The 13,258-nt window shown below is 73.7% G+C and carries 11 protein-coding genes; 8 read left to right on the forward strand and 3 right to left on the reverse strand.

Translation table 11 applies throughout. The features are described 5' to 3' along the window. Positions 1–10: 10 nt before the first annotated feature. Positions 11–2,122 (forward strand): RecQ family ATP-dependent DNA helicase, encoded by a 2,112-nt coding sequence (locus tag H8838_RS00315; RefSeq protein ID WP_185995521.1) that lies wholly within the window; start codon positions 11–13, stop codon positions 2,120–2,122. Between the two features lie 84 nt (positions 2,123–2,206). Here the strand turns inward: H8838_RS00315 and H8838_RS00320 are convergent, their stop codons facing one another. Both H8838_RS00320 and H8838_RS00325 read right to left on the reverse strand, forming a co-directional pair. After that, entirely contained in the window at positions 2,207–3,805 is a 1,599-nt protein-coding gene (locus H8838_RS00320; protein ID WP_317983783.1) for a DHA2 family efflux MFS transporter permease subunit, read from the reverse strand. Between the two features lie 155 nt (positions 3,806–3,960). Beyond that, positions 3,961–4,449, reverse strand: a complete 489-nt coding sequence (locus tag H8838_RS00325; protein WP_181310052.1) for a glutathione peroxidase — start codon at positions 4,447–4,449, stop codon at positions 3,961–3,963. A gap of 153 nt (positions 4,450–4,602) precedes the next feature. On the opposite strand from H8838_RS00325, the gene H8838_RS00330 reads away from it, so the two are divergent. The 7 genes from H8838_RS00330 (at position 4,603) to H8838_RS00360 (ending at position 12,339) form a co-directional block, all read left to right on the forward strand. After that, the gene (locus tag H8838_RS00330) at positions 4,603–5,223 is read left to right on the forward strand and encodes a hypothetical protein (protein ID WP_181310051.1); all 621 of its coding nucleotides are present in this window, start codon (positions 4,603–4,605) and stop codon (positions 5,221–5,223) included. A gap of 9 nt (positions 5,224–5,232) precedes the next feature. Further along, positions 5,233–8,007: a DEAD/DEAH box helicase gene (locus tag H8838_RS00335; RefSeq protein WP_185995520.1), complete on the forward strand. Its 2,775-nt coding sequence runs from the start codon at positions 5,233–5,235 to the stop codon at positions 8,005–8,007. Continuing rightward, the gene (locus H8838_RS00340; protein ID WP_181310049.1) at positions 8,004–8,678 is read left to right on the forward strand and encodes an SWIM zinc finger family protein; all 675 of its coding nucleotides are present in this window, start codon (positions 8,004–8,006) and stop codon (positions 8,676–8,678) included. The genes H8838_RS00335 and H8838_RS00340 overlap by 4 nt, the downstream gene beginning before the upstream one ends. Positions 8,679–8,730: 52 nt before the next feature. Continuing rightward, a complete protein-coding gene (locus tag H8838_RS00345) occupies positions 8,731–9,294 on the forward strand; it encodes a TetR/AcrR family transcriptional regulator (protein WP_185995519.1) in 564 nt (187 codons plus the stop codon). Positions 9,295–9,370: 76 nt separating this feature from the next. Next, complete coding sequence (locus tag H8838_RS00350; protein ID WP_185995518.1) at positions 9,371–11,152, forward strand: DUF2142 domain-containing protein; 1,782 nt, start codon at positions 9,371–9,373, stop codon at positions 11,150–11,152. A 9-nt stretch (positions 11,153–11,161) separates the two neighbouring features. After that, positions 11,162–11,938, forward strand: a complete 777-nt coding sequence (locus H8838_RS00355) for a glycosyltransferase family 2 protein (protein WP_224766291.1) — start codon at positions 11,162–11,164, stop codon at positions 11,936–11,938. Then, entirely contained in the window at positions 11,935–12,339 is a 405-nt protein-coding gene (locus H8838_RS00360) for a DUF2304 domain-containing protein (protein ID WP_185995517.1), read from the forward strand. The genes H8838_RS00355 and H8838_RS00360 overlap by 4 nt, the downstream gene beginning before the upstream one ends. Here the strand turns inward: H8838_RS00360 and H8838_RS00365 are convergent. Continuing rightward, on the reverse strand, positions 12,301–13,203 hold the full coding sequence (locus H8838_RS00365) for a glycosyltransferase (RefSeq protein ID WP_185995516.1): 903 nt from the start codon (positions 13,201–13,203) through the stop codon (positions 12,301–12,303). The genes H8838_RS00360 and H8838_RS00365 overlap by 39 nt on opposite strands. Positions 13,204–13,258 lie beyond the last annotated feature (55 nt).

The following is a 13,258-nucleotide window of genomic DNA, read 5'->3' on the forward strand; positions in this document are numbered from 1 at the left end:
GACAGGAACCATGACGGTCACCGCAGGAGACGACGTACGCCGAGACACCCGCGCCCAGGCAGAGCAGCACCTGCGCGCGCTGGTGGGCAGCGACGACGCGGTGCTGCGCGAGGACCAGTGGTCGGCTATCGAGGCGCTGGCGGTCGACCGGCGCCGCGCCCTGGTGGTCCAGCGCACCGGCTGGGGCAAGTCGGCGGTCTACTTCGTCGCCACCCTGCTGCTGCGCGCCCAGGGCGCCGGGCCGACGGTGATCGTCTCCCCGCTGCTCGCGCTGATGCGCAACCAGATCTCCGCGGCCGAGCGGGCCGGGATCCGGGCGGTCACCCTCAACTCCACCAACATCGAGCAGTGGGAGCCGATCCACCAGGCGATCAACGCCGGTGAGGTCGACGTGCTGCTGGTCAGCCCCGAGCGGCTCAACAACCCCGGGTTCCGCGACGAGGTGCTCCCGCGGCTGGCCGCGACCGCCGGTCTGCTGGTGATCGACGAGGCCCACTGCATCTCCGACTGGGGCCACGACTTCCGTCCTGACTACCGGCGCATCCGCACCCTGCTCGGCGACCTGCCCACCGGGATCCCGGTGCTGGCCACCACCGCCACCGCCAACGCCCGGGTCACCTCCGACGTCGCCGAGCAGCTCGGCTCCGACGTCCTGGTGCTGCGCGGCTCGCTGGACCGCGAGTCGCTGCGCCTGGGCGTGGTGCGGCTCAAGACCGCGGAGCAGCGTCTCGCCTGGCTGGCCGACCACCTGGCCGAGCAGCCCGGCTCCGGCATCGTCTACTGCCTCACCGTGGCCGCCACCCAGGAGATCGCCGACTACCTGCGCTCCCGCGGCATGCAGGTCGCGGCGTACTCCGGGCAGACCGAGGCCAGCGAGCGCCAGGCGCTCGAGCAGGACCTGGTCGAGGGCCGGGTCAAGGCGTTGGTCGCGACCAGCGCCCTGGGCATGGGGTTCGACGCCCGGCTCGGGTTCGTGGTCAACATGGGGGCGCCGGCCTCTCCGGTGGCCTACTACCAGCAGGTCGGCCGCGCCGGCCGCGGCACCGACGAGGCCACCGTGGTGCTCCTGCCCGCCACCGAGGACCGCGACATCTGGGCCTACTTCGCGTCCCTGTCCTTCCCGCGGGAGGAGCTGGTCCGCCAGACCCTCGAGGTGCTCGCCGGCGCCCAGAAGCCGATGAGCACCGCGGCGCTGGAGACGTACGTCGACCTGAGCCGGTCCCGGCTGGAGCAGATGCTCAAGGTGCTCGACGTCGACGGCGCGGTCCGCCGGGTCCAGGGCGGGTGGACCTCCACGGGGCAGCCGTGGAGCTACGACGCCGAGCGGTACGCCCGGGTGGCCGCGGCCCGGGAGCGCGAGCAGCAGGCGATGCTCGACTACATCACCACCGACAAGTGCCGGATGTGGTTCCTGCGCGACCAGCTCGACGACCCGGACGTGGCTGAGCGGTGCGGGCGCTGCGACAACTGCGGGGGGCTGAGCCTGGCGACCTCGGTCTCGGAGGAGTCGGTGGAGTCGGCCCACGAGCGGCTCGCCCGCCCCGGCGTGGTGATCGAGCCGCGCAAGATGTGGCCCTCGGGCCTGGCCAACCTGGGCATCTCGCTCAAGGGCAAGATCACCGACGGCGCCGCGGAGGGCCGCGCGGTCAACCGGCTCACCGACCTGGGCTACGGCCAGCAGCTGCGCGAGCTCTTCAAGACCGGCCCCGACGGCGAGGCGCTCGACGGTCCCGTGCCCGTGCCGCTGGTCCGGGCCGTGGTCGAGGTGCTGGGCGACTGGCGCCCCCGGGTGGAGGCGATCGTCTACGTCGAGTCGGCCCGTCGTCCCACCCTGACCCGGGACCTGGCCGACGGCCTGTCCCGCTACCTCAAGGTGCCGGTGGTGGGCTCCTGGGCGATCGTCGACCCGGACGTGCCGCCCGGCAAGGGTGCGGCCAACTCCGCCCAGCGGGTCGCGGCCGTGGGGCGGCGCTCAGCCCTGCAGGCCGACGTGCCGGCCGGTCCGGTGCTCCTGGTCGACGACCTGGTGGTCACCGGGTGGACGCTCACCCTGGCCGCCCGGGCGCTGCGCGACGCCGGCGCCACCGAGGTGCTGCCGCTGACGCTCGCGGTCAACGGCTGAGCCCGAGCCGTCCCGCGGCCCGCAACGCGACGGCCGCCCCCACCGCGCGGGTGCGCGGTCGGGGCGGCCGTCGGGCGCTACGGGTCAGTGACCGGCCATCACCGTGGGGTCGACCGGCTTCTCCAGCTTGCGCCGCGGCAGGAAGAACGCCGGGACCAGGCAGCAGCCGACCAGCACGGTGGCGACCACGAAGACCGTGGCGAACGCGTCCGCCATCCCGTCGGCTGCCCGGGCGAAGAGCGCCTCGAGACCTGCCGGGTCGATGCCGAGCCGGGCGGCGGCCTCGGCGAGCACGCCCGGGTCCTGGCTGCCGCCCGTCTCCTCGGCCAGGTCGCGCGCCTGCTGGACCGCCGGCTGGTCGGCCAGCCGGTCGGTGAGGATCACCGAGAAGAGCGCCGTCCCGATCGAGGCGGCCACCTGCTGCTGGATGTTGAGCAGGGTGGAGCCGCGGGCGATGGTGTGGTCGGTGAGCGTGGCCAGCGCCGCGGTCATGATCGGCATCATCGTGGCGCCCATGCCCAGACCCATGATGAAGAGCGCGGTGAGCAGGTAGGTGTAGCTGGTCTCGGCGTCGATCTGGGTGAAGAGCCCCATGCCGAGGGTGATCACCGCGACGCCGGTCATCACGATCTTGCCGGGCCCGATCTTGTCCACCAGGAAGCCGGCCACCGGCATGGTCAGCATCGCCCCGATGCCCTGGGGGGCGAGCAGCAGCCCGGCGCCCAGCGCGTCCTCGCCGCGCACCTGCTGGAAGTAGAGCGGGAAGAGCAGCGAGGCGCCGAAGAAGGAGATCGCGAAGAGCGACATGGTCAGCAGGGCGACCGTCATCGACCGGTTCTTCAGCAGCCGGAGCTCGACCAGCGGGTGGATGTTGGCCCGGCGCAGCGCCCACGGCACGAACGCGATCAGCAGCAGGATGCCGACGACCATGGTGCCGATGACCTCGCCGGTCCACGGCGTGCCCTGCTCCTCCTTGGCGCCGGGGACCGAGCTCACGCCGTACAGGAAGAGCGCGAGCCCGGGGGAGAGGAGCAGCATGCCGACGAAGTCGAAGGTCTCCGAGGGCTCGACGTCGTCCTTGTCGAGGACGAGCCAGGCGTAGCCGATCGCGAAGGCGCCGATCGGCACGTTGATCAGGAAGATCCAGTGCCACGAGGCGATGTCGATCAGCCAGCCGCCGAGGATCGGCCCGAAGATCGGCCCCAGGAGCATCGGGATGCCCATGATCGCCATCACGCGACCCACCCGGTCCGGGCCCGCGGCGCGGGTCAGGATGGTCATGCCGAGCGGCATCAGCATGCCGCCGCCCAGGCCCTGGAGCACCCGGAAGGCGACCAGTGCGGAGAGGCTGTCGGCCAGCGCGCACAGGATCGAGCCGAGGGTGAACAGCAGCACCGCCAGCAGGTAGAGCCGCTTCGTGCCGAACCGGTCGGCGGCCCACCCGGTGAGCGGGATGACGGTGGCCAGGGCCAGCGTGTAGCCGGTCATCGTCCAGGCCACCTGGGCGGCCGTGGCGTCGAACTCCTGCTGGAAGGTCTGGAGCGCCACCGAGACGACGGTGACGTCGAGGATCGACATGATGCCACCGAGGACGACGACCCCGGCGATCATCAGGACGCGCTTGTCGAGGCGGTCGGCGGCGGGCGTCGGCTCCGTGGGGAGCGGCGGGGTCTGCGTGGTCACCGGGTGAGAGTAGTGGTTGCTCTCGTCAACTTTGACGTCATTAACGGCGTGATCTGGACCACTGCGCCGACTTCCCGAGGAAAACCGCCACTTCTCGACCGTTGCAACCCCCAAGAAGTGCCAGTTTCACCGGGGCCCCGGTGAAACTGACCCGGTCAGGACAGCAGCGCGTCCACCGCGGCGACCAGGGCCGCGTCGTCCGGCTCGGTGGCCGGGTTGAACCGGGCGACCGGGGTGCCGTCGGCGTCGACCAGGAACTTCTCGAAGTTCCACTGCACGTCGCCGGTGTTGCCGCGGTCGTCGGGAAGCTCGACCAGCGGCGCGAGCACCTCGTGCCGGCCGACCCCGTTGACCTCGATCTTCTCCGACATCGGGAAGGTCACGCCGTACGTCGCGGAGCAGAACTCGGCGATCTCCTCGGCGCTGCCGGGCTCCTGGCCCATGAACTGGTTGCAGGGCAGCCCGACGACGGTGAAACCGCGCGCGGCGTACGCCTCGTGCAGGGCCTCGAGCTTGGCGTACTGCGGGGTCAGGCCGCACTTGCTGGCCACGTTGACCAGCAGGGCCGGACGCCCGCCGGTGAGGTCGCGCAGGGTGCCGGGCGTGCCGTCGAGCCTGCTCAGGGAGGCGTCCAGGATGCTCATGCCCGCCATTGTGGCTCACACGTCGCGAGATCGGGTCCAAGGTCCCGGTCCGGTTCGGCCCGAGGACTCTCTGCCCGGGGCCGTCGGCGGAGTCTCCTCGAAGACAGGCACCACGACCGGGGCGGCCGGCGCGTGGATCCGTCGGGAGGCAGCATGCAGTGGGAGCCGCGGACGCACCGCAACGGGAGGGTGGCCCTGGCGGTCGCCGGGGACGGCGCCCTGCTCCTGGGCCGGCCCGCGACCAGGCACCTGCGCCTCTCCACCGTGGGCGTGGAGCACCGCGACCTGCGCTGGGCCGAGACGCCGACCGACGAGGACGGACCCGACCCGACCACCGTGTGGAGCGTGCCGTGGGCGGACGTGCTGTCCCTGACGCTGCAGGCGTTGCCGAGCGACCAGCACCGTACGCCGGTCCTGCCGCTGCTGGTGGCGGTCGGCTCCGAGGTGCTCGGGCTGGGCACCGGCCCGGACAGCTCGGACGCCCTGCTCACGGTGCGGACCCGGGCGGAGGAGTACGTGGCGGGCTGCGACGGCTACGTGTGCCAGGGCTACTGGCGTGGCGACGTGGCCGCGCTCCAGGCGCTGATGGGCCTGCTCCTCGACACCCCGGCCGCACGCGCGACCCTGGCCGAGCCGGTCGCCCTGCTGGCGCTGCTGGCCGAGGTCGGCGAGGCCGACGTCGACGTGGCGCAGGCGCGGGCGCTGCTGCTCGAGCGCTGGGCGCAGGCGCGGCAGGGGACCGCGACCGGCAGTCCTGTCGGCCCGGGGGGCTAGCGTCGCAGGGTGAGCTTCGTCCCGACCCGCGGCCCCGCGACCTTCCGACCTGGCACCCCGCCGCGGCAGGGCGTGGTCGAGTTCACCGGCGGGCGGACCGTCACGCTGCCGATCACCGCGGCGCTGCCGATCCTCGCCCGCGCCCGGAAGGCAGCCCAGCAGGACGAGATCCACCCCAGCGTCGCGCTGCTGGCCGCCGCCGCGCACCTGGGTCTGCGCCTGGTCGCCGAGGGGCGGTTCGAGCCGCACCCGGACGAGCCCTGGTGGCGCCTGGCGCCGCTCGACGCGGCCGACGCCGACCGGGTCGAGCAGCTCGCCCGGGCCCGGGCGTACGGGGACCTGGACGCCGCGGGCGCCGAGGGCATCGTCCGGGCGGTCCTCGAGGCGGTGGTCGACGCGATGCCGCGGCGTCAGCCCACCCGGCTGGCTGCGGTCCCGGACTACCCGCGCCGGCTCCAGGACCGGCTCGCGGACCTGGGCCGCCGACGGGGCAGGGACGACCGGCCCGAGCTGGTCCGCCTCTCCCTGCGGATCGAGGCCGAGGAGGAGGAGCTGTACGCGGGCGAGCTGCGGGTGGTGCCGCAGGTGCACGCCGAGGGCGGGGAGCACCAGGTCGCCGACGCCGCGGAGCTGTGGCTGGAGTCGGGTCCCGACGCCTCGCACGGGTTCGGCGACCGGGCCCGGGTGCACGCCGCGCTGGCCCTGCGCCAGGCTGCTGCGGCCTGGCCGCCGCTGGAGCGGCTGCTCGAGGTGCGGGTGCCCGACGTGATCACCCTGGCCGCCGACGAGGTGACCGGGCTGCTCAGCGAGGGACTGGCCGCCCTCAAGGAGATCGGGGTCGACGTGCACTGGCCCCGCGACCTGGGCCGGGAGCTGACCTCGGCGGCCGTGCTGGACCGTGCGCCCGCCCGCGCAGGCCAGGAGCTGCCGCTGCAGACCTCCACGCTGGGGGCCGACGCGCTCTTCGCCTTCCGCTGGCAGGTCTCGCTGCACGGCGACCCGCTCGCGGACGACGAGATGGCCCGGCTGGCCGAGTCGGCCGGCTCGGTGGTCCGGCTGCGGGACAGCTGGGTCGTGGTCGACCCGGCCACGGCGGAGAAGGCGCGGCGCCGCCTGATCCGGACGGTCCGGCCCAGCCAGGCGCTGGCCGCGGCGCTGACCGGCACGGTCCCCGTCGGCCCCGAGCCGGGCGCCGCCGACGCGGGCGAGCCGGGTGAGGCGAGCGGCGTACTGGGCTCCGAGGCGGAGGTGGTGGTCGGCGCGTCCCTGCTCCAGGTGCGCGACCGGGTGCGCCAGGCCACGACCCGGGAGCCGGTGCCGATCCCGGCGGGCCTGGACGCGACCCTGCGGCACTACCAGCACCAGGGGCTGACCTGGCTGGCCGAGCTCACCTCGCTCGGCCTGGGCGCCTGCCTGGCCGACGACATGGGCCTGGGCAAGACGATCACCGTGATCGCGCTGCACCTGCGCCGCGCCGAGACCCGCACCGAGACGGATGCCGGGCCGGGTGCCGGGCCGGGCGCCACCCTGGTCGTCTGCCCCGCCTCGCTGCTGGGCAACTGGGAGGCGGAGATCCGCCGGTTCGCCCCCGGGGTGCCGGTCCGCCGCTTCCACGGAGGCGACCGCTCCCTGGCGCAGGTGCACGACGGGTTCGTCCTGACCACCTACGGCACGATGCGCAACGACGTGGTGAGCCCCGAGAGCGCCCTGCGCGCCGTCCCCTGGGACCTGGTGGTCGCCGACGAGGCCCAGCACGTGAAGAACGCCCGCTCCGGGACCGCGCGGGCGCTGCGCCAGCTCGAGAGCACGGCCCGGGTGGCGCTGACCGGCACCCCGGTGGAGAACAACCTGACCGAGCTGTGGGCGATCCTGGACTGGGCGATCCCGGGGCTGCTGGGCAGCCGCCTGGCGTTCCGGCGTACCTGGGCCGCCCCGATCGAGGCGGGGGTCGACTCGAAGATCACCGCCCGGTTCGCCGACCTGGTCAGCCCGTTCCTGCTGCGCCGGCGCAAGTCCGATCCGGGGATCGCGCCCGAGCTGCCGCCCAAGACCGAGACCGACCACCTGCTGGGGCTGACCCGGGAGCAGGCGGTGCTCTACGAGGCGTTCGTCAAGGACCGGATGGCGCGGATCGAGCGCTCCGACGCCCTCGCCCGCCGCGGGATGGTGCTGGCGATGCTCACCGGCCTGAAGCAGATCTGCAACCACCCGGCGCACTTCCTCCGCGAGCAGAACCCGACGCTGGTCGGGCGCTCGGCCAAGCTCGACCTGCTCGACGAGCTGCTCGGCACGGTGCTCGCCGAGGACGGAGCGGCGCTGGTCTTCACCCAGTACGTCGCGATGGCGCGGCTGCTGGAGGTGCACCTGACCCGGGCGGGCGTGCCGCACCAGTTCCTGCACGGGGGCACCCCGGTGGCCGAGCGCGAGGCGATGGTCCGGCGCTTCCAGGCCGCGCCCGACGAGCCGGACCGGACCCCGGTCTTCCTGCTCTCCCTCAAGGCCGGCGGCACCGGCCTCAACCTCACCGCGGCCGACCACGTCATCCACTACGACCGCTGGTGGAACCCGGCGGTGGAGGACCAGGCGACCGACCGGGCGTACCGGATCGGCCAGACCCGCGCCGTCCAGGTGCACCGGATGGTCACCGAGGGCACGGTCGAGCAGCGGATCGCCGAGCTGCTCACCCGCAAGCGCGGGGTCGCCGACTCGGTCCTGGCGCGTGGGGAGTCCGCGCTGACCGAGCTCTCCGACGGCGAGCTGCGCGACCTGGTGGAGCTGCGGTGACCCTCACCCACCCGCGCCAGCCGCCGCGCCGCAGCGCCCCGCCGGGGACGTGGTGGGGCAAGGCGTGGGTGCGCAGCCTGGAGGAGTCGGCGTACGGCGAGCAGGAGCTGAAAGGGGGGCGCCGGCTCGCGCGCGCCGGTGCGGTCGGCGCGATCGCGGTCGCCCCGGGGGAGTACGTCGCGGTGGTCGACGACGCGTTCACGGTGACGGGCAGCGTGGCGCTCTTCGACCCCACCGACGCCTCGCTCTTCGTGGAGGTCGTCGCCAGCGGCGCCGGGCTGGCCGCGGCCCTGCTCACCGGGGAGCTGCCCGAGCGGCTGGTCGAGGGGCTGGAGGAGGTCGGGGTCGAGCTGGTGCCCTACGCCGGCGAGCTCGGCTGGAGCTGCACCTGCCGGCCCTGGATCGACCCGTGCGAGCACGCGGTGGCGGTCGCCACCCAGGTGGGCTGGCTGCTGCAGGCCGACCCGCTGGTGCTGGTCCACCTGCGCGGCCTGCCGCGCGACGAGCTGCTGGCGCGGGTGCACGAGCTGACCGTCCGCACGGGTTCCGGGTCGGGGCCCGGCGGCGGGGACGAGCCGGCCGAGGACCTGGCCGACGAGCTGGTCGAGGACCTGGAGGCCGGCACCGACGCGGCCCTGCGAGCCCAGGTGATGCTGGGTGAGTGGGAGTGAGGGTGAGCGGAAGTGAGGGCGAGGGGGAGTGAGGGTGGCTAGCCTTGCCGCCGTGACCAGGCGCGAGCAGATCCTGCGGACCGCGGCGGAGCTCTTCGCCGCCCGCGGCTTCCACGGCGTCTCGGTCGCCGAGCTGGGCGCCGCCTGCGGGATCAGCGGGCCCGCCCTCTACAAGCACTTCGCCTCCAAGGACGCGATGCTCGCCGAGATGCTGGTCCGGATCAGCGAGGAGCTGCTCGAGGTGGGCCGGACCCGGGTCGGCGGCGCGTCCTCGCCCCGGGAGGCGATCGCGGCGCTCGTCGAGTGGCACACCGACTTCGCCCTCCAGCATCGCGCGCTGATCGTCGTCCAGGACCGGGACTGGGAGTCGCTGCCCCCGGACGCCCGCGAGCAGGTCCGGGCGCTCCAGCGGGCGTACGTCGACCTGTGGGCCGAGCAGCTGCACGCGCTCGCCCTGGCCGAGGGGAGCGGGGACGACGGCCTCGACGGCGCCCGCGCGGCTGCACACGCGGCGTTCGGCCTGCTCAACTCCACCCCGCACAGCGCCCTGCTGCCCGACGAGCAGATGCGCGAGCTGCTGGTCCGGATGGCCCTCGGCGCCCTGCTCAGCCGTTGAGCGGCCGGTCCGCGTCCGGCGCCGCGGGGTGAGCGAACTGTGGCGCCCCGGCACGCGCGTGTCATCATCCTTGCCCATGTCCTCGTCCACGTCCTCGGACGCTGAGCCCGCCACCTCCGACCCGACTTCGGCGCCGGGTCCCGAGCCGACCCCCGAGCGGGCGCCGGAGCCGAGCCCGACGCCCGCCCTGGCGCAGTCCGAGGCCGGCGTGCCCGCCTCCCGGGTCACCACCCGCGGCCAGCTGTGGCGCCTGACCCTGGTCTGCTGGGCGTGGGCCTTCCTGGGGATGTTCCTGTGGTCGATCGCCACCCCGATGTGGGCGGCCCCGGACTCCGTGGCGCACGCGGTCCGCACCTACGCGGTGGGCCACGGCGACCTGACCGGTGACCGGGTCGAGGGCGTCTACATGACCAACACACCCACCCCCCTGGGCCTGATCGAGTCCGCCGGGTCGGTCTCCTGCCTGGCGTTCCAGCGCGACACCCCGGCCAGCTGCGTGACCATGCCCGACCCGGACAAGACGGAGCTGGTCGACTACTACAACCCGGCCGGGCGCTACATCCCCACCTACTACGCCGCCGTCGGGTTCCCCTCGGCCTGGGCCCCGCTGAAGTACACCTGGTACGCGCAGAACTTCGTCGCCGCCGGCTACGCGTCGTTCTTCGTCGGCCTGGCGTTCGCGGCCGCGCTGACCGCGCGCCGCCGGGGCGTGGCGCTGACCGGGGTCGCGGTGGCGTGCTCCCCGATGGTCCTGTGGCTGGGCGGAATCGCCAACCCCAACAGCCTCGAGATCGCCGCCGCCGTCGCGATGGGCGCCTGCACGCTGGTCTTCCTGCGCGAGCCCGACAGCTGGCTGGGCCGGGCGATGTTCGCCCGGGCCATGGTGGCGGCCTCGGTGATGGTGCTGGTCCGGCTGATCGCCCCGATGTGGGTGGGCGTCTGGTTCCTGGTCTTCGCGATCCTGGCCGGCGCGGCCGTGTGGCGGGCGCTGGGCCGGCGGCGCAACCTCGCCTGGATGGGCCTGCCCGTCCTCGCCACGCTGGCCAGCGGCGCGTGGACCGTCTCCTCCGGGGTGGAGGACGTCGGCAGCACCCCCGCCTTCGACCTCTCCTGGTGGGAGCGCCTGGAGCTCTCCCGGATGCGCAACGACCCGGACACCCTGCACGAGATGATCGGCTGGTTCGGCTGGCTGGACGCTCCGCTCGACATCCGGGTCCTGGAGCTCTACCTGTGGCCCTCCCTCGCGATCGTGGTGCTGGCGGCCGCGTTCCTGCGTACCCGCGAGGTGCTGGCCCTGGCCTTCCTGGGGCTGTGCACCTACGTGCTGCCGATCGTCATGCAGGCGGCCAACTGGAACGCGGGCGGCCAGTGGTGGCAGGGCCGCTACACCCTGCCGATGATGGTGCTGATCCCGATCACCGCGCTCTGGCTCGCCTCCGAACGGGTCGATGTCTCCAACCGGCTCTCCCCGGCGCGCAAGCTGTGGTGGATGCTGCCGCTGCTCTCGCTACCGCTGGCCTACGTCCAACTGGAGGCGTTCCGCACCCACCTGCGCCGCAACGTCAACGCCGGGAAGGGCGACTCGGCCCTCGACGGACCGTGGGAGCCGCCGGTCAACGCCGAGACGTGGATGGTCGGGTACGCGGTCTGGGTGGTGGCCAGCTGGCTGCTGCTGCTGTGGTTCCTGCGGCGCGACACCAGGAGGTCTGCCACCCCTGAGCACCCGGAAGCCCCGGACAGCTTCGACACCACCCGCACGGTGGCCGCTGGTGCCTCCGAGGCCCCGGCTCCCGCGGGGGACGACGAGGTCGCGACCACGCCGACCACCCTGCCGCCCACCACCCCGGCGAACGCTTAGGATCGGCCGGTGTCCTCCACGTCCGCCGGCGTTCCTCCGACTCCGAGCGACCCCGGTCGCCGGGTGCTGGTGATCATGCCCGCCTGGAACGAGGAGGGTTCGGTGGGCTCGACGATCACCGAGCTGCGCGACCTGCACCCGGACGTCGACGTCCTGGTCGTCGACGACGGCTCCGGCGACGGCACCGCCGAGGCCGCCCTGGCGGCGGGCGCCCTGGTCTGCCAGCTGCCGTTCAACCTCGGCGTCGGCGGCGCGATGCGCACCGGCTACCGCTACGCCGTCCGTCACGGGTACGACGTCGCCGTCCAGGTGGACGCCGACGGCCAGCACGACCCCCGCTACCTGGACCTGCTGCTCCAGGGGCTCGACCGCGCCGACGTGGTGATCGGAGCCCGGTTCGCCGGGGAGGGCGACTACCGCGCCCGCGGCCCGCGTCGCTGGGCGATGGTGCTGCTGGCCTGGACGCTCTCCCGGGTGACCAAGGTCCCGCTGACCGACGTGACCAGCGGCTTCCGCGCCAGCAACGCCCGGGCCACCAAGGTCTTCGCCGAGCACTACCCCGCGGAGTACCTCGGCGACACCGTGGAGTCGCTGGTGATCGCCAGCCGGATGGGCTGCTCGGTGGTCCAGGTCCCCGTGGGGATGCGGGTCCGCGCGGCGGGCCAGGCCAGCCAGACCCCGGCCAAGGCGGCCATCTACCTGTTCCGCGCGATGCTCGCGCTCTTCCTCTCGCTGGTGCGCAAGTGGCCCAGCGTCGAGGACACGACCGCGGAGGTGACGGTGTGACCGCCCCCCACCTGCTCGGACTGGTCGGCGCCCTGGTCACGCTGATCACGCTCTTCGAGCTGCTCCGGCGCCGTCACCTGCGGGAGAAGTACGCGGTGACCTGGAGCTTCGTCGCGCTCGCCACCGTGGTGGTGGCGGTGTGGCCGGCGACGCTGGACTGGTTCGCCGAGCTCGTCGGCGTCGCTGTCCCGGCCAACCTGCTCTTCTTCCTGGCCTCGATGCTGCTGCTGGTCGTCAGCATCCAGTACAGCTACGAGCTGGGACGGCTCGAGGACCGCACTCGCACCCTGGCCGAGGAGGTCGCGCTGCTGCGCCTCGAGCTGGCCGACCACCGCGCCGCCAGCGGCGCCGAGGTCGACCCCCTAGCTCCCCGGACGGGCGAGGACGTGCCGGGCCAGTGACCGCGCGGCCGCGGCGTCGCGCGAGCGCAGCGCCGCGGGCAGCATGGTGGCCCCGTGCAGCCGTGAGGTGACCCGGCGACGGGCGGCCCGTCGCGCCCGGTCCCAGCCGAGCTCGCGGGCACGCTCCGCGGCCTCGGCGAAGAACCGCCGGTCCTCGGCGAACCGGTCGCCGCTGGAGGCGCGCCACGACGACTCGCTGGCCGCGTGCCGGCGGTAGCGGAAGCAGACGTCGTCGCAGATGACCAGCGTCCCGCCCTCCATCACCAGCCGCAGGATGAGGTCGAGGTCCTGGATGGTCTTGAGCTCCTCGCGGAAGCCGTGCCGCTGGGCCCGCACCCGGTCGAAGGCCAGGGCGGGGAAGTAGAGCCAGTTGCCGGCGAGCAGGCTCGCCGTCAGCTCCTCGCCGCCCAGCTCGCGCAGGCCGCCGGCCGGCACCTTGGGTCGCAGCAGCCGCTGCTTGACCCGGTCGGCGAGCGGCAGGGCGGGCTCGCCGTGCTCGTCGATCACCTCCACCCCGGGCTGCAACAGGGCGGCGTCGGGGTGGGCGGCGCGCATCCGCAGCACGGTCGAGACGTAGCCCGGGAGCAGCTCGTCGTCGCCGCCGAGGAAGGTGACCAGGTCGCCGTCGGCGAGCCGCAGGCACCGGTCGAAGTTGCCGCTGACGCCGAGGTTGCGCTCGTTGAGCACGTAGCGCACCCGAGGGTCGTTCAGGCCCTCGACCCACGGCCGTACGTCGGCGTGCGGGTAGCGGTCGTCGACCACGGTGAGGGTCCAGTCCGGGCTGTCCTGGGCGAGCACGCTGCGTACCGCGGTGTGCATCAGCCCGGGGTCGCCGTAGAAGGGCAGGAAGATCTGGAGCGTCACGCGCGAAGCGTACTGGGGCCTCGGGCTTCTCCTGGAGGTTAATGACCGTTAACCT

The sequence above is a fragment of the Nocardioides campestrisoli genome (assembly GCF_013624435.2).
GTDB classification, from domain to species: domain Bacteria; phylum Actinomycetota; class Actinomycetes; order Propionibacteriales; family Nocardioidaceae; genus Nocardioides; species Nocardioides campestrisoli.